The following is a 20079-nucleotide window of genomic DNA, read 5'->3' as shown; positions in this document are numbered from 1 at the left end:
CTCAGAGACGGGGTGGCGCCATGAGCGACCAGCCGCACTCCCAGCCGTCGCAGGGACCCCGCGTGTGGGACCCGTCCCACCAGGGCACCGGTACGCCGGGGCGGACCACGCCCCCGCCGACCGGGGGCGGACTGGCCGCCGGCGGGGTGGTCTTCGGAGGCGTGCTCATGTTCGTGAGCGGCTTCCTCGCCGTCTTCCAGGGCATCGCCGCCATCGCCGAGGACGACGTCTACGGCCGGGTCGGGGACTACGTCTACGAGCTGAGCCTCACCAGCTGGGGCTGGGTCCTGCTGATCGTGGGCATTGTGGCGGCGGTGACCGGCTACGGGCTGCTCAGCGGGGGCGAGTGGGCGGGGTGGGCCCGGATCAGCGGTATCGCGCTGGCCTCCCTGAGCCTGATCCTCCAGTTCCTGTTCCTGCCGTACGCGCCGTTCTGGGCGGTCATCCAGATCGCCATCGACGTGTTCGTGATCTGGGCCCTGGCCGCCTACCGCCCCCAGCAGGCGTAGGTGTCGGCGGACCCCCGGCAGGTGTCCGCGGTCCCCGGTCAAGGCGTCATCACGGATGCTCCCGTGACCTGGACGGCCTTCCGGCGCAGCCAGTGCAGGGGCGGTACGGCGGACCCGGCGTAGGGCGTGATCCGTACCTCGAAGTGCAGGTGCGGTCCGGTGACGTTGCCGGTCGCGCCGGAGAGGCCGATGCGCTGGCCGGCCTTCACGTGTCCGCCCTTGCGGACGTTGATGCGGGACAGGTGGGCGTACTGCGTGAAGTAGCCGTCGCGGTGGCGGATCACGACCTGATTGCCGAAGCCGTCGCCGCAGGTCGTGGCACGGACGGTGCCGGCGCCGACGGCGTACACCGGGGTACCGGAGTTCACGGCGAAGTCCTGGCCGGTGTGCCGGTGGGCCCAGCGGGAGCCCTTGGCGGCGTAGCTCGCGGAGAGCCAGTAGTGGCGGGTCGGGGCCGTCCAGGGGTGGGCGCGTCGCTCGGGCGGGCGGCTCCGGTGACCGAACGGACAGTGGCTGTCCCGGCCGGACGGATCGACGGCGACCGGATCACCGGAGTTCCTCGCAATGGCCCACAGCAGGTCCCAGAGCCCGGCGCGGACGGCCTTACGGTGGCGTTCGGCGTTCTTGACCCTGTCGGCCGGGGCGTCCGCCTCGCGCAGCCGGTCGACCTGTTTGCGGGCCTGTTCGTGCGCGCGGACGGCACGGGTGGCCTCCCTGCGGAATCCGTCGCTCCCGGCGCCGGCGGGCACGACGGTGAGCGCGAGCAGCAGGAGGGCGAGCAGGGCGGCGCCGGCCGCGGACCGGGTCGTGGCACGGAAGCGCGCCCGCGCCCGAGTTCGCGCCGGCGCTCGTGTTCGCGTCTGCGCCCGCGCTCGTGTTCGCGTTCGTGGGAGACGGGCGTGGTGTTCTCGTCCCATTTTTTGATCATCGGACCGGTGGGGTGGCCGGGTCCGCCACGCGGCCCGCGTGGCGGCCAGGTTCAGCCGATCGGCCCCCCGAGCAGCGACCGGTAGACGGCCGACGACCGTGGATTGCCGGAGCACCACCACACGCCGTGCGGGCAGTAGTCGCTGATGGTCTGGTACAGCGGCCGGTGCTCGGCGAACCAGTTGAGCATGCCTCGTACGTAGCGCGGGTTGTCGCCGTTGCGGAACAGCCCCCACTCGGGGTACGCGACCGGCTTGCCGTGCGCCCGCGCGAACCGCACATGCGCGGCGAGACCGTACGGCTCGGCGACCTGCTGGTCGAAGGTCATGCCATGGGGCTGGTCGTAGGCGTCCATGCCGACGATGTCGACGTACCGGTCGCCGGGATAGCACTTGGTCCAGGGGATGGCGTCCCGTCCCCGGTTCGGCGCGAACTCGAACCGGAACCGCTGCCCGCCCACGGACCGCATGGCCTTCACGATCCGCACCCAGTACGCCTTCCAGGCCTCCGGATCGGGCCCGCACCGATGGGTGTAGGTGATCCCGTTCATCTCCCACCCGACAACGAGCATGGTGTCCGGCACCCCGAGCGCGACCAGCCGCCGGGCCAGTTTCCGGAAATGCTCGTCGTACGCGCCGTCCGCACCCCTGCCCAGTTCGTCCCGCACGACGGCGTCGGACAGATGCGCCTCCGCACGGTCCAGCATCGGCACGTTGAGCACGAACAGGCGGTCCGCGCGGGCCTTCCGCCACTTCGCCCAGTGCTCGAGATCGCCGGCCGCGCCCTCGATGTATCCCCACCGGGTCCCCAGCAGATAGGCGTGCCCGACCCGCGGTGTGGCCGGTCCCAGCCACCTGTCGATCTCCGCGATCCGCCGGATCCCTCCGGAGCCGTACCCGACATAGGCCCCGAAGGGCCCGGGCGGCGCCGGCCTGGGAGGCTTCCCCTCGGAGACATCGGAGGCCCCGGCCCGCGGCTGCTCCCCGACAGCCGAACAGGCCGGCCCGGCGAGAAGGACGAGAGCGACGAGAAGAAGCGTCAGAGCCGAACGAGGCGGCCGGAGACCACACCGAACGCCTGACCTCGGCAGAGCACGAAAAGGACGAAACACCGGCATGAGCATCGGCACATGATGACGGCCGATCCCCGCCCGCACACAGGAATCGCCGCCGAACCATCCGGACCGGGGACAGGACGCGAGGCAATGGGATCAAAGACGGGGCTCGCGCACCATGAACACGTCCACGGCGTCCTCGTGATCGAGTGTGAAGCCGTGCCGTTCGTAGAGGCGGCGGGCCGGGCTGCCCCGGAGGACGTCGAGGCGCAGGCGCAGGGCCGAGCGGTCGGCCGTCTCGACCACGTCCCGCAGGACGGCGGTGCCGATCCCGCGACCCTGCGCGTACGGGGCGAGGTAGAAGTGCTCCAGCCAGTGCGCGTCGTCCGCCGGACGCAGGGCCACACAGCCGGCGAGGACGCCGTCGAGCTCGACGATCCAGGTGTGCTCGGGCACGAACGCGTCACGCAGCCGCTGCCGTACACGGTGCTCGTCGTAGCGCCCGAGCCGCTCCAGATCGGCCCGCATCGCCACCGCCCGCACCTCCGCGACGGCCTCGACATCGTCCTCCGTGGCCGCTCGGATCACCCAGTCCGCCATGGCGCCAGATGCTACGACCGGGAGGCGGCAACCCGAGCCGGGACCGGCGGCGACTACAACGCGCGAACGGCAGACGCACGAAGCCGGACCCACGAAGCCGGACGCACGAACGCGAAGGCAAGTGAATCCCGTACCCCACACGAGGAGTTCACCATGCGCAAGCACCCCGCACGGCACCCCGCACGGCATCCCGCGAGGCCCCTCGCACGACTGCTCACCGTCCTCGCGGCCCTCACCGCACTCCTCTTCCACGCGACCGGATTCGCGGCCCCCCGGGCCGAGGCCGCCGACGAGTGGAACCCGCCCGCCAACCTGGTCCAGCCCCTGAACCAGGTCTGGAACCACGTCTCGACGACCTACCCCGACCTCTACGGCTTCCGCAACTACGGCTGGGACCAGGTCATGGCCAACAGGGGGAGCATCAACTACTGCGTCCGCTGGGAGTCCGACGCCCCGGTCAGCACCACCCTGCGCGACCAGATCCACACCGCCCTGAAGAAGCAGTTCGCCAAGTGGATGGCCGCGCAGCTGGAGAACGGCCGGGCCTACGACAACTGGCCGTACACCACCGTCCCGGTCAACATCGTCGGCTGGGCCGTCAAGAACCGCTCCACCCTCCAGTGGACCGACAACTCCGTCGACGTCTACTCCGGCGTCCTCGACGGCGCCGGCGCCCCGCAGTGCGCCCCCGACTGCGGCCGCTTCTTCCACCAGGACGGCAACTACTCCAAGTGCCCCGGCGGCACCGCCCGGCACTACGACCAGTCCCTCTGGCTCACCAGGGGCTTCCAGGGCGGCGCGGGCGGCGACTGGGGCCAACGCGTCGGCCAGGAGTACTTCACCGGCGTCCTGAACCAGGAGAACATCCACATCTACCTGCACGAAGTCGGCCACACCTTCGGCCTCGACGACTTCTACGACTGGACCCCGACCGGCCAGTGCTGCTTCCTGATGAACGCGGGCAGCGCCACCCAGATCACCGAGTTCGACAAGTGGATGCTCCGAGACTTCTGGCGCCACCTGAAGAACCGCTACGGCCTCTGACCCACCTTCAGTCGGTTTCTCGCCCAACAGGCAACCCCGACAGGCCCTTTACCGCTCTCACAGGGTGCTCACAGCCCCGGCCGGGGTGCGAGGGGTTCTGCCAGACCCGGCCGGAGCCGTGGGCTGTCCAGTCCGATGCCACTGACCATGGCACTCGCAGACGAGGAACCGATGACCAGAATGCAACACCGCAAGGGCCTCAAGCGCACGGCGTTCGCAACCGGGGCCGTGCTCACCGTCGTGGCCGCCGTCACCGGGTCCGCTCCCGGTGCCGGTGCCGCGCCCGCGAGCACGCCCGGGACGCCGCAGCTCAAGCTCGTCGCCGCGTCGAAGGCCGTGACCGCCGACCGGTACGCGGGGGAACCCGGGATCTACCTCGACCTCGGCACGTATGTCACCGTCGACAACGCTCCGCTGGAGCTCAAGGTGACCCGCAAGTCGTACAAGGATCCGATCGTCGCCCAGCAGATCCTGCGCGACGGGTCGAAGGTGACGACGAAGGCGCTGCCCGCCGGGCTCGTGAAGGACTTCGGCGGCCTCCCGGACTTCCTGGAGGTCAGCATCAAGAACGCGGCCGGGGTGGAGGTGGAGAAGAGCAAGAGCAAGTTCTGCCTGAACAACGCCGCCGGGCGGCTGCGCCCGGACGCCCCGGCCACCTCGCACTATCCGGAGAGCTGCTCCACCAACCCCTTCACACTCGGCTCGGTCTGGGGCGTCGAGAAGGGCTGGGCGGCCAACACCTCCGCCTTCGGCTACGACAAGCCCCTCGACCTGGCCGTCGGCGAGTACACCGTCAAGGTGGCGGTGGCGAAGAAGTACCGGGACCTGTTCGGCATCCCCAACGACCAGCCGACCATCAAGCTGACCGTCCGCGAGATCAGTGACGGCGGGGAAGGCGAAGGCGGCGGGGGTGGCGGAGTCGGGCTCACCGCCCACAGCTCGCACGGCGCCGACAGCGCCGGCAGCGGCCATGGCGCCTCGCACGACATGGCCGGTATGGCGGGCATGACTGCTGGGCATCACTACGGGCCCCGTGGAGCCGACGCCCCCACGCCCTCCGCGCTCTCGCACGCCCTGGAGGACCGGGGTCTCGCCCGGCACCTGGGCGACGGCGCCGGTCACACCGACGGCTCACGCATCGCGCCCGCGCTGAAGTCCGCCACCCAGCGTCCCACCGGGCGTGCGGGCGCGCCGGCCAACGTGCCCAAGCCCGACCTGCGTTCGCTGCCGGCCTGGGACATCGCGGTCACCGACGGCGAGGACGGCGACGTGGCCGGCAAGGACTACCTCGCCTTCAGCGCCAACGTCTGGAACGCCGGCCCCGCGCCGCTCGTCGTGGACGGCTTCCGCAAGCCGGGCGCGGACCTGATGGACTCGTACCAGTACTTCTACGACGCCAAGGGCAAGCAGGTCGGATACGCCCCCGCCGGCACCATGGAGTGGGACCCCCGCGTCGGCCACGAGCACTGGCACTTCACCGACTTCGCCAGCTACCGGCTGCTCGCCGCCGACCAGAAGGAAATCGTCAAGAGCGGCAAGGAGGCGTTCTGCCTCGCCAACACCGACGCCATCGACTACACGGTGAAGAACGCCAACTGGCACCCGTTCAACACCGATCTGTCGACCGCGTGCGGTCAGCAGAACTCCATCTCCGTGCGTGAGGTCCTCGACGTCGGCTCCGGCGACACGTACACCCAGTACCGTCCCGGCCAGTCCTTCGACATCACCGACCTGCCGAACGGCACCTACTACATCCAGGTTATCGCCAACCCGGCGAACCGTCTCCAGGAGACGAGCACCAAGAACAACGTCTCCCTGCGCAAGGTCGTCCTGGGCGGCACCGTGGGGGCCCGCACGGTGTCGGTCCCGCCGGTCGACCTGGTCAACGCTCCCTAGTTCGAGGGACGTTGGCGGTGAACCTGCCCGGATGAGCGGCGTTGTGCGCCCATCCACCGCACCCGCGGGTTCCCCCGCCGACGCCCACGACCGGCCGCCCCACCGCGTCCGCCCTGCCCCGGCCCGCCTCGGCGGGCCGGGTGCCTGGGGGACCGACGTGCTGCCGTCGGCGGCCGGCCCGCCGTGTCCACGGCCCCTTCGGGATGGTCCCGCTTCGGCGCGGCCGACGCGGTCGGGCCCGGTGCGCACGGGCAGCAGCCGACGGCGGCACCCCCGCGACGCGCGACGGCCGGCAGGTCATGCGGCCGTACAGGCCCGCGTTCACCCCACGGCACCGGCCCATGACGAGGCCGGAGGCCGAGGCGTCGTCGAACGGACGGCGGGGACCGCCGCACCCCCGGTGACCTCGCTCCCACCCGCGTTCCGGGGGCAACCCTTGTGCGGCTCCGTGAGTCTCCTGAGTCGTCTGTGCTTTTCGGACGTATTCCTGCACGCGTGTAGGGTTCCGACGTTCGGCGGTGACCAACGCCGACGATCCGAGCACGGTGTACGGGGTGAAACAGCCGAGGCGGAGGGGCGAGCGCCGGTGAGCGGAACGAGGAGGCGCGGGCGTACTCCGATGGAGGCGGCCGGCAGCAGGAGCAGGACGGGCGGTCCCGGCGGCAGGCCGGGCGGGCCCGGCAGAACGCGGCTCACGCGACGCGGGCGGATCCTGGCGTGGGGCGCGGGCGTGACGTCCGTCGTCGTCCTCGGGATGGGCGGGGTCGGCGCCTGGGTCTACAACGACCTGAACAACAACATCAACTCCGCCGACGTGGACGACAAGCTGGGCGGCGACCGGCCCGAGAACCTCAGCCCCGGCTCCAAGAACATCATGATCGTCGGGTCCGACAGCCGTGACGGCGCCAACGCCAAGTACGGCAAGGACCTGACCACCATGCAGTCCGACACGCTGATGGTGCTGCACATACCGGCCGACCGTAAGTGGGCCTCGGTCGTGTCCTTCCCCCGCGATTCATGGGTGGAGATACCCAGTTGCGAGAAGGGCGACGGCAGCTCGTCCTCCCCTCACCACTTCAAGATCAACGAGGCGTTCGCGCTCGGCGGCAGCAACGGCAAGGTCGCCGAGGCCGCCGCGTGCAGCATCAAGACCGTCGAGGCCAACACCGGTCTGCGCATCGACCACTTCATGTCGGTGGACTTCTCCGGCTTCAAGGGCATGGTCGACGCGCTGGACGGCATCGAGGTCTGTCCGAAGGAGGCCATCCACGACGAGAAGGCCCACCTGGACATGGACGCCGGCTGTCAGACCGTCAAGGGCGAGAAGGCGCTCGGCTACGTCCGGGCCCGCTACGCCGTCGGCGACGGTTCCGACATCGGACGCATCGGGCGCCAGCAGGAGTTCATGGACTCGCTGGCCAAGAAGGCCAAGTCCAAGCTCACGAGCCCCGACGCGATGTACGGCTTCCTCCAGTCGATCACCAAGTCCCTCACCACCGACCCCGACATGGCCGGCATCAAGCCGCTGTACGGGCTGGCCGACGAGCTCAAGGGGATACCGAGCGACCGTCTGAGCTTCCTCACCGTGCCCAACTACGGGCGCGAGGCCGATCAGCCCACCGACAAGGCCAACGTCGTCTGGCAGTACCCCCAGGCCACCGACCTGTTCACCTCCCTGGCCAGGGACAAGGAGGTCACCAAGCCGCAGTTGGAGGCGGCGAGGAAGAACGTGGTGTACGCCTCCAGCGTGCGGGTCCAGGTCCTCAACGGCACCGGGGTCTCCGGACGCGCCGCCGCCGTCGCCGAGAAGCTGAAGGACGCCGGCTACACCGTCACCGGCACCGGCAACGCGCCCGGGACGGTGACCAGAACGGCCGTCACCTACCCGACGGGTCTCGACGCCAAGGCCGCTGTCCTCGCCTCCCGGCTGCCCGGCATGCGCCCCACGGCCGACACATCGGCGGCTCCCGGCGTCATCACCCTGGTGGTCGGGCCCGAGCTGAAGATCGGCGACGTCGCCTGACGACCTGCATGGCCGGGCGGCGACATGGCCTGACGGGTTCCAGGGCCTGACGGTGCGTAGGGCGTGACGATGTACATGGTCAACAGCACCCGGGAGTTGGGGTAAGCTTGATCTTGAGCCGGTCACCGGAAAGCAAAACGGTGAACGACCTCTGCGTTGGTGGTCCAAGGAAAGACGCCCCGCTTCCTGCGGGGAGATGCAGGTGCAAGGCCTGCCCGGCGCTCCATCGAGAACGAGTCCCATCCCGTGTCAGGCGGGGTGGGACTCGTTCGTTTTCCGTGCGAGCAGGGGCAGTTCGGTGACGACCTCGAAGTCGCCGCCGGGCCGACGCCCCGTACGGACCCGCCCACCCGCCGAGCCGGCCCGGCCGCCGGGTGCCCGCGTGCGGACCTCGCGCTGTGGACCGTGCCGGACGTGCCGGATCGTGCCGGACCGCCGTGGGTGGGGGTGTGGGTGCGGGTGCGGCCGGGTCAGCCGGTGCGGTCGGGTCAGCCGGTGCTGAGGGCCGCCGTCAGGCCGGTGGCGGCGGTGGGGGTGCGTCGGGGGCGGGGGAGCGGCGTCGGCTTCGTCGTCTCACGGGCGGCGGCCGTCGCGAAGACGAACAGGCGCAGGATCACGAAGCGGCCTATGCCCGCGAGGCCGGAGGCGGAGAGGTAGACGAGCTGCTCGGTGAGCATGCTGGGGGCGGACTGGATTGCGTGGAGGACGAACACCGCCATGGAGGTCGCCGCATAGGCGGCCGCCGCCGAACCCGCGGCCTGCCAGTGCTCGCGCCGGCCCGCGCGGCCGCCGGTGCGGAACGTGTAGCGGGCGTGCAGCTCGGTGCACAGGACGGTCGAGGCGATGGTGATCAGCGCGTTCGACAGGGCCCACGGGATCAGCGCCGCCAGCAACGGGACGGCCAGGCCGGAGAGGACTCCGGTGCCGCCGCCGAAGGCCACGAAGCGCGCGAAGGCGGCGAGGGGGCCGGGGGTCGCCTTGTCCGGCGTGGGGGAGGTCGGCGACTTCACGGCAGGGCCTTCCGTGGTGGGAGAACTAGCTTGCTTAACTCAGGCAACTATAAATAGCTTGCTTGACTTACGCAAGTACATAGCCCTTGTCGGCCCGGAAAGGGCCATGAGGAAGAGAGGAAGGGCCATGAAGAAGGGCCATGGGCCACCGGGAGGATGCCTCCTGGTGGCCCATGGCCCGTGGCCCGTCCGTCCGGGCGGGGCAGGATGGGCCCGGGCCCGTCAGCCGTCAGCCCGTGTGCCCGTCAGCCCGTCAGCCCGTGAGTCCCTGAGTCCGTCAGGTCGCGTTCGCGCTCGACGGGCCGATGAACTCGATCTCGGCCAGCGCCACCTGCTTGCTCGCGGAGGCCATGTACGAGGACTCGATCGTGAAGCGGACCTTGGTGACCTCGCCCACGCGGAAGGCGCGCGGCTGGGGCCCCGCGCTCTGGTCCAGGGTGATCTGCCGGGTGATCGTCTTGCCGTCCTTCAAGGTGATCGTCGCCTTGATGCGGTGCGGGAGCGCCGACTGGGTGAGCTGGTCGGGACGGACCGACGTGCCCGAGGTGATGATCAGGTCCAGCAGGCGGGTCGGCTCGTCGAAGCGGGCCTCGATCCACTCGCCCTCACCCGACTCCGAGACACCGGGGCCCCACCAGCTGTTGTTGATCTTGTCGAAGGCCAGGTCCGGCTTGTGCCCCGGGTAGGACCGCGAGGCCGCGAACGAGTCCGGGGCGACCGGGGCGCGCTTGGCGAAGTGGTCGCGGGTGGCCTGGATCGCGGCCGGTGTGTTCACCCCGGCGATGATCAGAAGGGTGAGGACGACGGCCGCCACCAGCCAGCCGAGGATGCGGTCGAAGGTACGGCGCAGGCGCGGGCGGTCGCCGGCCCAGTGGGTCTCGCCGTTGCGGTTGAACAGGCGGCGCCACCAGGGGAGGCGGATCGAGGAGCGGTCCTCCAGCGTCATGGGCATCGCGCAGCGGACGCAGAAGTGCCGGTCGGGGTTGTTGGGGGTGGCACACCAGGGGCACGCGACGCCGTACTGCTCGCCCTGGACGGGGCCGGGCGCGCGTACCTGAGGCCGGTCCGCGACCGGCCTGCCCGGCAGGACCGGGGCCACGGACGGGGGCGCGGCGGGACGGGGCTCGGCGTCGGCGACGGGGACCAGGAGGGAGCGGGCCCGGGCGGCCATCGTGTCGCCGAGGGCGGGAGCGGGAGCGGCTGCCGCCGGTACGGGGGTGGTGGGGGCGGTTTCGTCGGGTGCGTGGGCAGGAGTCGGTGCGACGCCTGAGGGAGCGGCGGTGCCGTCCTCCGGCGGGATGACCGGCAGGGGAGTTTCCGTGGTGTCCTCGTCGTCCGGGTCGTGGTCGTCGTCGGCCGGTGCGGCGGCCCGCGTCGTGGGCTCCGGGGCGGTGCGGGGCGAGCTCGGCGCCGCCGCGTTCGCCACCGCCGTACCGGAGACGGGGGCGGGGGGCGCGGCTGCGGCGGCGGAGGCCGTGACGGAGACCGCACCGGCCGGCGGCCCCGAGAGGCCGGACGGCTCCCGGCTCCCGTCCTCGGAGCGGTAACCGGTCGGGGAGCCGCCACCGACGGCACCGGAATCGCCCCCGGACGCGGACCCGTACGCCGAGTCGGCCCCGTACGCCGAGCCGGTCCGGGGACTGGAATCCGCCCCGGTCGCGGACCCGTACGCCGAGCCGGCCCCGTACGCCGAGCCCGTCCGCGAACCGGAATCCGCCCCGTACCCGGAACTCGGCCCCGCCCCGGACCCGGAACCCGACGCCGGTCCGGCAGCGGAATCCGACCCGGACCCGGCGGGGTGCGAACCCGGCCCGGACCCGCCGGGGTTCGACCCCGGCCCGGACCCGGCGCCCAGGTCCGGCCCCGAGCCGGCGGCGGGGTTCGAGGCCGGCCCCGGATCCGAGCCCGAACCTGTTCCCGCGCCTGTGCCTGCGCCGGTGCGGGCCGGGGGGCGGTCCGTCCAGCTCAGTACGGCGCCGCAGGCGTCGCAGAACGACTGGCCGGGCTCGGCCCGCGTGCCGCACTCGGCGCAGTTCTGGGTGGTCATCTCTCCGGGGTCCTTTCGGCGGCGGTCACCTTGACCGAGTACGGCATGTGGGCGGGGCGGGCGGCGGCCACGATGGTGTCCAGGCGGTGTTCGTCCGCCGGGCCGGGGTCGGGCAGGCGGATCGTGACGTGCAGATGCGGCCGGGGTTCGCCGGGGACCGGGCCGAGCGGCCGGGCGCTCCAGGCGGCGCCGCCGCTCTCGGAGATCTCCGGCTCCACGCCGAAGGCCAGCCGGACCGTCTCCGACAGGCCGCGCCGGGTGCCGCGTACCCGGTGCAGGTAGGCGGCCGCCGCGACCGCGGCCCGCAGCCTCGGCTCCGGTTCCGTGCCGTCGGTCTCCGCGCCGACCCAGGTCGCCAGCCAGCGGGTGAAGTCGACCGGGGCGAGGGCCGGGTCGAAGTAGGCGGGCAGGCAGTCGAGGACGTTGAGGACGGGGGCCATCACCTCGTCCAGACCCGCGACGAAGCGCTGAGCCAGGTCGTCGTCGGCGAAGACGGCAGGCAGCATCGCGCCGATCGGGACGGAGGAGCCGAGTCCGTCCACCGAGCCCCTCAACGCCCCTCCCCCTTACGTGCGTTCGTGATGCTCATGCGCCGTCCCCGATCACGCGCACCCGGTGGTCGTAGGAGAACACCAGGGCCGGGGCGGCCAGGTCGATGCGGTCGGTCGCCTCGCCGCGCTTGCCCGTCAGGGGGTCGGCGGGGTGCAGTGTGACCTGGTCGACCAACTCCACTCCCGGGACCCGCTGGAGGACGGCGAAGACCTCGCCGGACTGCACGGGGCGGCCGAACGGCCAGCCCTTGCCGTCCGCGCCGCCGGTCAGCGGGTCGAGGTGGCGGTAGAGGGCGTCATGGGCCTGGCGGCGGACGCGGTCCGTGTCGACGCCCCGGAAGGCGTGGACCGTCGCCACCACCGTCACGCCCTGGTAGTACGGCGGGCCGACGGCCAGCCTGGTGCCGATCAGGCGGCGTTCGTCGAGGTGCCGGGTGATGCGGTCCAACAGGGAGTCGCCGGGCACCAGTTGCTCGAAGCGAAGCCGTCCGCCGGGGTCCGGTACGGCCTGCGGGACCACCAGCACCCGTACCGCGTAGGAGCCGTGTTCGTTCGGCTCGCCCTCCAGGCAGGTGATACGGGCGGTCTCGGGGGCGGCGCGGCGGGCCAGTTCCTCGTAGTCGCGCAGGGTCACGGCCCGCTCCTGGGCGCGCAGGGTGATCGGGGCGCGCAGTTTCGCCTCCGCCACCGTCTCGCCGTCGACCCCGCCGCGCGCGGCCTCCCGGTTGACGACCTCCGAGACGTACGGGACGGAGGTGCGCAGCACCTGGACCGCGCCCCGCGCCACGTTGCCGGCCCGGCCGCCGCCCGTGCGGTAGCGGCGGGCGCGGATGACCGAGCCCTTGGCGGCGACGGCCCCGTACTGGCGGAGCCTGCCGTCGGGTTCGCGGACGGACGGGCCGAAGGCGATCTCGCCGGTGGCCGCGTCGAGGGTGACATGGCGGTCGTCGTGGCCGGAGGCGGCGAAGTGCGGGACGACCTGCCAGTCGGTCCAGCCCTCGTGCTCGGCGGTCTGGAGCAGGAGCGGCGGGTCGTCGCCGACGACGGGCGCGTGCGCGAGGGCGACGTGCTGGCCGGGGAGACCCGTGGACTCGCCGAGGGCCTCGTCGTAGACGGTCTCGGCGTGCACGGCGGGGGCGGTGCCGCCGACCGTGAAGACCTCGGCGGAGCGCACGGTCGGGGAGGTGGTGTAGAACGGCTGGCCGGGCAGGGGCTCGGTGACGCGGCAGCGCAGCCAGCCGGCCTCCTGGCCGCCGGAACGGGACAGGACGTGGCCGCCGGTGATGTGCAGGACGACCTCGCCGGGGCGGTTGAGTCCGCCGGTGTCGTCACGGTCGATCTCGCACTCCTGCCAGCCGTCCTCGGTCCAGGCCTCCCAGACGAGCGGCGGCTGACGCGGGTCGACGCCGACGCCGTCGACGCGGCTGTCCAGTTCCAGGACCACCGCGCAGTGCGGGACGGCCGCGCTCAGGCCGAACAGCATGCAGTCGCCGGGCTGCGGCGCCTCGGCGAAGCAGAGCAGGTCCTTGCCCTCGGTGAGGTCGGTGGTCCGGTCGCTGACCGGTTCGCCCCGGTGCTGCACGACCAGGTGGTTCAACCGGCTGGGCACGACGCTGAGTTCGCGTTCCGTGGCGAAGACGACGGCCTCCTCGCTCTCCGTGCGGACCGTCGCCACCTCGGTGCCCACCGGCAGCAGGACGGGCTCGTCCTGCGGGGCGGACAGCCAGAAGGTGACCTCCGTGCGGGCGGCGGACGGCGGGAAGAGGCGGATGCCGACCAGGTCGAGGAAGGCGAGGTGGTTCTTGTCGGGGACGCGGTTGAGGCGGTAGACGATCTGGTCGGCCATGTGGGCGACCGTCTCGACGAGCGTCACGCCCGGGTCGGAGACGTTGTGGTCGGTCCACTCCGGTGCGCGCTGCTGGATATAGCGCTTGGCGTCGTCGACGAACTGCTGGAAGCGGCGGTCGTCCAGGTTGGGGGAGGGCAGGGCCATCAGCGGTCGCTTTCGGAAGCCGTACCGGACGGGCCGGGAAGATCCGGCTCGTCGTGGGACGGAATGACGTAGAAGGGGAAGACGAGACTGCGCGGATTGTTGGTGCCGCGGATCGCGTAGCGGACGTCGATGAAGAGCACGCCCTGTTCGGCGCCGGCGGTGACCTCGACGTCGGTGACCTCGATGCGCGGCTCCCAGCGGTCCAGGCTGGTGTACACCTCGTGCTGGATACGGCCGGCCGTCGCCTCGTTGACCGGGGCGAAGACCAGGTCGTGGATGGCGCAGCCGTACTCAGGGCGCATGGGGCGTTCGCCCGGCGCGGTGGCGAGGATCAGCCGGATGGCCTCCTCGATCTCGCGCTCACCGCTGACCAGGGCGATGCCCCCGGTGGGACCGATGCGGAGCGGGAACGCCCAGCCCGATCCGACGAATTGCTCGGCCATCAGACGGCCACCTGCCTTTTCCTTCTCCGGTACCGGTCGGCTGTCGTCACGGCAGCGGATACGGCTTGGCATTGACGAGTACGGCGCCCTGGAGCATGAGGGTCGCGGCCCGGATGCCCACGTTGGCGGTGGCGTTGACCTGCATGGTGGCGCCCGCGCTGAAGATCGCGGCGCCGCCCGACTTGAGGCTGAGCAGACCCGCCGCGTCCACCGACGTCACACCCGTCATGGACCTGACGTGGACGGTGCTGCCCCGGATGGAGAGGAGGGCGCCGCTCTTGATGGTCAGGTTGCGGCGCGCGCTGAGCGTGAGGTCGGTACCCGCCTCGACGGACACCGCCCTGCTGCCCTTGATGTTGACCGTGCCCTTGCTGTCGACGGTGATCTCGGTCTTCGTGCGGTCCAGGTTGATGACGAGCTTGTCGTCGCCGGAGGTCACCCGCACCCCCTGCTTGCGGCCGCCGGTGGTCTGGCTGAGCAGGTCGACGCGGTTGCCGTCCCGGTCGGAGAGGGTGTGGCGGACGGCACGGCTGCGCGCGCCGTCGTGCAGGGGCACGTCCTTGACCGGGGTCGGCTTGTCCTTGCCGTTGTAGAGGCCGCCGATGACGTACGGGTGGTCGAGGGCGCCCCGGTCGAAGGCGACCAGCACCTCGTCGCCGACGTCCAGCGGGAAGATGGACCCGCCGGCCTTGCCGCCCCACTGCACGACCCGCGTCCAGTCGCTGATGTACGTGTCGTCGAGCCAGGGGAACTGGAGCTTCACCCGGCCCTGCTTGAGAGGATCCTGCACGTCGGTGACCAGGGCGTTGGTGGTGCCGGGCAGGTTCAGCCCGTTGCCGGCGTGGCCGCCGCCGGAGGAGAGCCCGTACAGGGACCGCCACTGCCGTCCGCTGACCGTCACCCAGGCCTCGTAGTGCTTGCCGTCGCCGAACACGTGCCGTACGGAGGTGGCGGTGTACTTGCCCTCGAAGGGTGCGCCGACGTCGGCGAGGGTGACGGGCAGACCGGGGCGCAGCTTCGGGGTGCCGCGCGCGATGACCTCCAGCTCGGCGAACGAGCCGGTGACGTCGTCGGCGAGCGCCTCGGCGGCGAACTTCACCTCCGACTGCCGGTCGTACGGCGTCTGCGCGTCGACCAGCTTGGCCGGCTTGAACTTGGCGGCGGCCTCGCCGGGGGTGGTGCCGATGCTGATGCCGGGGTTGGTCTTCGCGGGCGTGGTCGCGGTGAGCTTCTTCTTGGTCGTCACGTCCCAGCCGCGCGCCTCGACGGTCGCGACCTGCTCGGCGGCGGTGACGGCGGCGCGCAGCCGGAGGATGTCGGTGCCGGCCTCGAGGACGAAGGGGCTCTTGTCGCCGGGGGTGGAGGTGGGCGGCGCGCCGGACGCCGGGTCGGGCTTGACGAACTGGAACTTGCCCTTGGCGTCCACCGACATGACCATCTCGTTCTCGTCGGCCAGCCGGGCGAGGAAGTCCCAGTCGGTGACGTTGGCCTGGCTGATGAACTCGTAGACGGTCTTCGTGGACTGGATCTTCCCGACCGGGACGCCGTCCTGCGCGGCCAGCTTGCGGGCGATGTCGGAGGCGCTCTGGTTGCGGTAGGCGGCGACGCGGCGCTGACGCATCAGACGGTGGCCGAAGTCGTAGCCGCGGATGACGGTGAACGTACCGGTGCCGTCGTAGTCGGCCTCCAGACCGCAGACCTCGCCGGTGAGGAGCGGGTCCGAGGCGCCCTTGCCGTCGGCGATCGGGGCGAGGACGACGGGGGTGCCGAACTTGACGCCCAGCTTGCCGAGGACCTGGCGGTAGGGGTCGCGGAAGGTGAGCCGGAACGCGGCCGGCACCCCGAGACCCTGGTCCACCCAGCCCTCGACGAGCATCGGGGCGAAGTCGACGGGGAGGGGACGGCCGCCCAGGGTGACCTGGATGACGCTGGAGAACGCGGACTGGACCACTAGTGGCGCACCTCCTCGGCGGACGGCAGGACGAGCTCGATGCCGGTCGGCAGCCGGGAGGGGTCGTCGATGCCGTTCACCTCGGCGATGGACCGCCAGGCGGAGGCGTCGCCGTACTCCCGCCAGGCCAGGGACTGGAGGGAGTCACCGGCGACGACCCGGTGCACGCGCTGCGCGGTGAGGGCGCCGGAGGTCGGGTTCTGGCCCTTGGTCTTGCTGGGGATCTCGTGCAGGCGCACCTGGCAGGTGGCGCGGATCGGGACGCCGGTGGTGCCGAAGAGGGAGTACGTGACGTCGATGCTGCTGACGTAGGCGGTGAAGCGGGCGGTGGAGAACGAGCCCCACTGGAACACCACCCACGGCGGCGAGGGCTGCTTGGCGGCGATGCTCTTGGTGGTGACCTCGCAGCACTCCAGCAGCGACTCCACCTTCTTCAGCACGTTGTTGCTGCCGGGCTGGTCCGAGGTGTCGAGAAAGATCTCCACGGTCATCTCGCGGGGCTCCGGGCCCATGAACTCCGGTACCGAGCCGTCCCGGACGGCCGCCGTGGGGGTGACCTTCCACTGGGCCCGGCGGCCCAGCTGGAGCTGTGACGGGTTGAAGTCGAACCCGAAGGATTTGATCAGCCCGCCGGGGGTCGTGCTCGTGCCCACCGGCGGTTCGTGGATCGCGAGGGTGGCACGGACCAGGCTCTTGCCGGCGCCGCCTCTGCTTCCCTTGGCCATGGCTCTGTACTCCCTGCCTCGTCCTCGTCCTGGTCCTCGTCCTGGTCCCGCTGCTCAGTCCGTGAAGCCGTGGTGGGTGATCTCCAGGACCTCCGTGGCCACACCCGGGCTGTCCGGGCTGAGGGACGGCCCCTGCCAGCTGACCGGCAGCACGTCGATGAGGCCCCACCGGGCGACCTCCGAACCGTCCGCGCGCAGCGCCGCGATCTGCGCGGTCGGGCGGGTCACCCCCGTGGTGACCGAGGAGATCCACTTGGCGACCTTGGTGGTGTCCGGGGTGAGGGGACGGGTCAGCCGGATCGTGGAGAACGTGACCCGGGACGGCAGCTGCCAGACGAAGCCGTTGTTGCCGCCCTCCTGGCGGTGCTCGATCTCCACCTGGGACGAGAGCCCCTCGCACCCGTTGAAGTACCCGAGGCTCTCGCCGTCGATGGTCAGGGTGAAGAAGATGGTGGAGCCCGGGTCGAGATCGGAGGGCATCGGGAGCCTGGCCTTTCTGGGAGAGGGGGCGGCGGGGGCGGGTCGGACGGGCGTCGGGGTCAGTGGCGGGGGTCGCGGAGTCTGCCGATGCGTTCGCGGTCGAGCCGGAGTTCGGTGCGCAGCAGACGGGTGATGCGGCCGGTCAGGCGGTGCGTCAGCTCGTCGAGCTGGAAGTCGGTGAGCGCGCGGGGATCGAAGCCGGGATGCGGCTGCGCGGGACCCGGGCCCGCCGTCCCCCGGTCGGTGCGGTGCGGGGGGTCGGCAGGCGGGTCGGCGGCCGCGCGGGACGACTTCGGCGGCGTGGGAGGCGGGGTGACGGTGCGCTGGACCACGGCGGTGTGGGGCGCGGGCGGTGCGGGCAGCGACCGCGCGGCGGGCATCGGGACCGGCACCGGGCCGGGCGGCGGAGGGGCCGGTGCGGCGACGGGACGTACGGGGGCGGTGGCCGCCGACGCCGGTGCGGGCAGCGGCCGGCGCTGGACGGCGGGGGGCGCGGAGGCGGTCGGGTGTTGCGGGAAGACGGGCGCGCCCGGGACCGCCGGGGTCGCGGGTGCGGGTGCGGGCGTGAGGCCGTGAGTGGGGGCGGGCGTCGGGTACGGGCGGGCCACGGGTTGGCCCGCGGCCGTGCCGGGCGTGGTGCGGCGCAACGGCACGGGGGCCTTGACCGCGCTGCGCTGCACGGCCGACGGGCCGCCGTGGGAGGTCGTCGACGACGGGCCCGACGATGAGAGGGCCACCGGGGGCCGGCCCGCGAGGGAGACAGGGCTTGGGAGCGGGGGATGCCCGTGCCCGGGGGTCGTCGTGGCACGGACCGTGCGCGGAACCGAGCCCAGGGGGGCCGTGGTCGTGCTCTGCGGAAGCGGGCCCGGACGGTGTGTGGGCGTGCCGGCGCTGCGGGTGAACGCAGGTGCGAACAGCGGGAGTTCAGGGACGACGGACGCCGCGGTGCTGCGTTGCACGACGGGAGGTGGGATCGGCGGGTGCCCCGGGGCGGCGCCGACTCCGGGGCCCGTCGCCGCACGGGGGGCGCCGCTCTGGGGCGCGAGGGGGATGCCGCTCGGCGCGTCGAGCCTGGTGGCGTCGACGGGGCGGGAGGACAGGGGGGCGCCCAGCGCGGGTCGCGCGGACGCGGGGCGGGGGGCCTGCCCGGTGGCGGCGACCGGCAGGGCGGCGCGCTGAACTGGGGCGCCGAGGGAGGTCGAGCGCTGAGTCACGGGCAGCGGTTCGGTTCGTGAACCCTGGGTGCCGGAGGCGGGCGCGGTGGTGGGGAACGTACCGACGGGGCCCGGAGTCGCGGGCGGCCCCTCGGTGGTGCGGGGTACGGGAGCCGTAGGAGACGGCGAAGCCGCCGAGGCCGCGTACGGCGGAGTCGTCGGACTCGGCCGACCCGAGGGAAGCTTCGTGGGGGCGCCGAGGCCCACGCGACGCGGGGGAACGGCGGCACCGGACGCGGCCCGCTGGACACTGGTCGCGGACGTGATCGCGGGCGTAGCGGAACTCGCGGCAGCTGCGGGGAAGTTGGGCGCAGTGCTCGACGGGAGCGCCGGGCCGGTGTGTGTCGGCACCGAACCGCTCGCGCCGCCCACCGGCCGGACGGGACCGCTGGAGGCGGCGCGCGCGGGTGGGGTCACCGGGACGTGGGTGGTTGCCGCACGTTGCACGTCGGTGGACGGCGTACGGGCACCAGCGGGCGTGACCGGCACCGGGGGCGCGATCCGGGGCGGGGCCGGCGTCGAGGTCGGCGTCGACGCCGGGGCTGAGCCCGGGGTGGAGCCGGGACCCGGGGCCGAGGCCGGTGGCGTCGCCGCGCGCTGCACGGGCAGGGCCGAGGTACCGCCACCATCGCCCGAGGGTGGGGTGGGACCGGGCGCCGAGGCCGCGGACGGTGCCGTCGCCGCGCGCTGCACGGGGAGAGCCGAGGCACGGCCGCCATCGCCGTAGCCCGAGGCGGGACCGGGCACCGGGGCGGCACCCGCACCGGGGGCCGCGGTTGAGCCGGGGACCGGACCCGGACCGGAACCGGGGTCGTGGCTGGGACCGGGGCCCGGAGCCGAGCCCGAGCCCGGGCCGGACGATGAGCGCGATCCGGGGTCCGAGGCCGAACCCGCTGTAGCTGACGCCCGTTGCACGCTGGGCGACGACGTACGACCACCGCCACCGGAGGGCGAACCGGGGCCGGTGCCCGGACCGGCGGCCAGGGCAGGCCCCGGGGAGACCCGACCGGAGGCAGGGCCGGGCCCGAGGGCCGGACCGAGGCCCGCACCCGAACCGGTACCGGAACCCGGCACAGCACCGGAGCCGGAGCCCGGAGCAGCCGCGGAACCGGCACCGGAGCTCGTGGCGCGGCCGGAACCGGAGCCGGATCCAGGGACGAGGCCACGACCCGAACCCGAACCAGAGCCGGAACGGCGAGTGGCCGACGACCCGGTGAGGGCGTCGGCGGTCGGGGTGGGGGTCGTGTCGGGGGCGAGGCGTCTGCTCACGGGGACCGGTGCGGTCGCGCCGGGACGCGGGGCGGTCACACGGGGCGGACTGTGCGTGGGTGTCGGCGACGGGCCGCGTTGCGCTCCGACGGGCCGCACCTGCCCCGTGCCCGGTCCAGGTGCGGCGGAGCCGCCGGCCGGGGAGCGCATGCCGGTGCCCCCGGGCGTCCCACCGGGGGAGGAGGGCGGTGCCGTACGCGTCGGCACCGCACGCTGCACGCTTCGACCGGCGCTCGGCGCAGAGGAGCCGGCGGACGCGGCGGACCCGACCGCCGGAGTCGTCGCTGTCGCCGACGCATCTGTGGACGCCGAAGCCGAACCACCCGACGAAGCGGACGACTTG

At 72.6% G+C, this 20079-nt stretch carries 17 protein-coding genes; 5 read left to right on the top strand and 12 right to left on the bottom strand.

Annotated features, from left to right (window positions below; all coding sequences use genetic code 11):
- Window positions 1-20: 20 nt before the first annotated feature.
- Entirely contained in the window at window positions 21-509 is a 489-nt protein-coding gene (locus tag ACIPFH_RS22255; RefSeq protein WP_401828661.1) for a hypothetical protein, read from the top strand.
- A gap of 38 nt (window positions 510-547) precedes the next feature.
- Here the strand turns inward: ACIPFH_RS22255 and ACIPFH_RS22250 are convergent, their stop codons facing one another.
- The 3 genes from ACIPFH_RS22250 to ACIPFH_RS22240 form a co-directional block, all read right to left on the bottom strand.
- The gene (locus ACIPFH_RS22250) at window positions 548-1426 is read right to left on the bottom strand and encodes a M23 family metallopeptidase (protein WP_401828659.1); all 879 of its coding nucleotides are present in this window, start codon (window positions 1424-1426) and stop codon (window positions 548-550) included.
- Window positions 1427-1488: 62 nt separating this feature from the next.
- Window positions 1489-2157, bottom strand: a complete 669-nt coding sequence (locus ACIPFH_RS22245) for a glycoside hydrolase family 26 protein (RefSeq protein WP_401828658.1) — start codon at window positions 2155-2157, stop codon at window positions 1489-1491.
- Between the two features lie 489 nt (window positions 2158-2646).
- Window positions 2647-3090, bottom strand: a complete 444-nt coding sequence (locus tag ACIPFH_RS22240) for a GNAT family N-acetyltransferase (RefSeq protein WP_401828656.1) — start codon at window positions 3088-3090, stop codon at window positions 2647-2649.
- 153 nt (window positions 3091-3243) lie between these two features.
- Between ACIPFH_RS22240 and ACIPFH_RS22235 the strand changes: the two genes are divergently transcribed.
- The 3 genes from ACIPFH_RS22235 (at window position 3244) to ACIPFH_RS22225 (ending at window position 8053) form a co-directional block, all read left to right on the top strand.
- Window positions 3244-4134 (top strand): hypothetical protein, encoded by an 891-nt coding sequence (locus tag ACIPFH_RS22235; protein WP_401828655.1) that lies wholly within the window; start codon window positions 3244-3246, stop codon window positions 4132-4134.
- Window positions 4135-4305: 171 nt separating this feature from the next.
- Window positions 4306-6030, top strand: a complete 1725-nt coding sequence (locus ACIPFH_RS22230) for a lysyl oxidase family protein (protein ID WP_401828654.1) — start codon at window positions 4306-4308, stop codon at window positions 6028-6030.
- Window positions 6031-6649: 619 nt separating this feature from the next.
- Window positions 6650-8053 carry an LCP family protein gene (locus ACIPFH_RS22225; RefSeq protein WP_401829227.1) on the top strand — a complete coding sequence of 468 codons (1404 nt, stop codon included), beginning with the start codon at window positions 6650-6652 and terminating at the stop codon, window positions 8051-8053.
- Between the two features lie 488 nt (window positions 8054-8541).
- On the opposite strand, the gene ACIPFH_RS22220 is transcribed toward ACIPFH_RS22225, so the two are convergent.
- The 9 genes from ACIPFH_RS22220 to ACIPFH_RS22180 form a co-directional block, all read right to left on the bottom strand.
- Window positions 8542-9063: a GtrA family protein gene (locus ACIPFH_RS22220; RefSeq protein WP_401828652.1), complete on the bottom strand. Its 522-nt coding sequence runs from the start codon at window positions 9061-9063 to the stop codon at window positions 8542-8544.
- 277 nt (window positions 9064-9340) lie between these two features.
- On the bottom strand, window positions 9341-11110 hold the full coding sequence (locus ACIPFH_RS22215) for an NADase-type glycan-binding domain-containing protein (protein WP_401828651.1): 1770 nt from the start codon (window positions 11108-11110) through the stop codon (window positions 9341-9343).
- Window positions 11107-11664, bottom strand: coding sequence for a phage tail protein (locus ACIPFH_RS22210; RefSeq protein ID WP_356254334.1), 558 nt, complete (start codon window positions 11662-11664; stop codon window positions 11107-11109). The genes ACIPFH_RS22215 and ACIPFH_RS22210 overlap by 4 nt, the downstream gene beginning before the upstream one ends.
- 31 nt (window positions 11665-11695) lie before the next feature.
- Window positions 11696-13654, bottom strand: coding sequence for a putative baseplate assembly protein (locus tag ACIPFH_RS22205; RefSeq protein WP_401828649.1), 1959 nt, complete (start codon window positions 13652-13654; stop codon window positions 11696-11698).
- Entirely contained in the window at window positions 13654-14097 is a 444-nt protein-coding gene (locus tag ACIPFH_RS22200) for a GPW/gp25 family protein (protein WP_189923470.1), read from the bottom strand. Before ACIPFH_RS22200 ends, ACIPFH_RS22205 begins: the two co-directional genes overlap by 1 nt.
- A gap of 46 nt (window positions 14098-14143) precedes the next feature.
- Window positions 14144-16048, bottom strand: a complete 1905-nt coding sequence (locus tag ACIPFH_RS22195; RefSeq protein ID WP_401828647.1) for a VgrG-related protein — start codon at window positions 16046-16048, stop codon at window positions 14144-14146.
- Window positions 16048-16773 (bottom strand): peptidase M23, encoded by a 726-nt coding sequence (locus tag ACIPFH_RS22190; RefSeq protein ID WP_401828645.1) that lies wholly within the window; start codon window positions 16771-16773, stop codon window positions 16048-16050. Before ACIPFH_RS22190 ends, ACIPFH_RS22195 begins: the two co-directional genes overlap by 1 nt.
- A gap of 54 nt (window positions 16774-16827) precedes the next feature.
- Window positions 16828-17253, bottom strand: a complete 426-nt coding sequence (locus ACIPFH_RS22185; protein WP_093780725.1) for a phage tail protein — start codon at window positions 17251-17253, stop codon at window positions 16828-16830.
- A gap of 59 nt (window positions 17254-17312) precedes the next feature.
- On the bottom strand, window positions 17313-18467 hold the full coding sequence (locus ACIPFH_RS22180) for a hypothetical protein (protein WP_401828643.1): 1155 nt from the start codon (window positions 18465-18467) through the stop codon (window positions 17313-17315).
- A 49-nt stretch (window positions 18468-18516) separates the two neighbouring features.
- Here ACIPFH_RS22180 and ACIPFH_RS22175 point away from each other — a divergent pair, with 49 nt between their 5' ends.
- A complete protein-coding gene (locus ACIPFH_RS22175) occupies window positions 18517-19194 on the top strand; it encodes a hypothetical protein (protein WP_401828642.1) in 678 nt (225 codons plus the stop codon).
- Window positions 19195-20079: the final 885 nt, after the last annotated feature.

This window comes from Streptomyces sp. NPDC088157 (assembly GCF_044741545.1).
GTDB lineage: Bacteria > Actinomycetota > Actinomycetes > Streptomycetales > Streptomycetaceae > Streptomyces.
The sequence above is the reverse complement of the archived record's forward strand: the minus strand, read 5'-3'. Positions and strand labels throughout refer to the sequence as shown.

Excerpts from the sequence above, each read along its gene's own strand:
- ACIPFH_RS22225 (WP_401829227.1), top strand. The coding sequence starts at position 6,650 with ATGGAGGCGGCCGGCAGCAGGAGCAGGACGGGCGGTCCCGGCGGCAGG.
- ACIPFH_RS22190 (WP_401828645.1), bottom strand. The coding sequence starts at position 16,773 with ATGGCCAAGGGAAGCAGAGGCGGCGCCGGCAAGAGCCTGGTCCGTGCC.
- ACIPFH_RS22205 (WP_401828649.1), bottom strand. The coding sequence starts at position 13,654 with ATGGCCCTGCCCTCCCCCAACCTGGACGACCGCCGCTTCCAGCAGTTC.
- ACIPFH_RS22215 (WP_401828651.1), bottom strand. The coding sequence starts at position 11,110 with ATGACCACCCAGAACTGCGCCGAGTGCGGCACGCGGGCCGAGCCCGGC.
- ACIPFH_RS22255 (WP_401828661.1), top strand. The coding sequence starts at position 21 with ATGAGCGACCAGCCGCACTCCCAGCCGTCGCAGGGACCCCGCGTGTGG.
- ACIPFH_RS22250 (WP_401828659.1), bottom strand. The coding sequence starts at position 1,426 with ATGGGACGAGAACACCACGCCCGTCTCCCACGAACGCGAACACGAGCG.
- ACIPFH_RS22235 (WP_401828655.1), top strand. The coding sequence starts at position 3,244 with ATGCGCAAGCACCCCGCACGGCACCCCGCACGGCATCCCGCGAGGCCC.
- ACIPFH_RS22185 (WP_093780725.1), bottom strand. The coding sequence starts at position 17,253 with ATGCCCTCCGATCTCGACCCGGGCTCCACCATCTTCTTCACCCTGACC.
- ACIPFH_RS22200 (WP_189923470.1), bottom strand. The coding sequence starts at position 14,097 with ATGGCCGAGCAATTCGTCGGATCGGGCTGGGCGTTCCCGCTCCGCATC.
- ACIPFH_RS22230 (WP_401828654.1), top strand. The coding sequence starts at position 4,306 with ATGACCAGAATGCAACACCGCAAGGGCCTCAAGCGCACGGCGTTCGCA.
- ACIPFH_RS22240 (WP_401828656.1), bottom strand. The coding sequence starts at position 3,090 with ATGGCGGACTGGGTGATCCGAGCGGCCACGGAGGACGATGTCGAGGCC.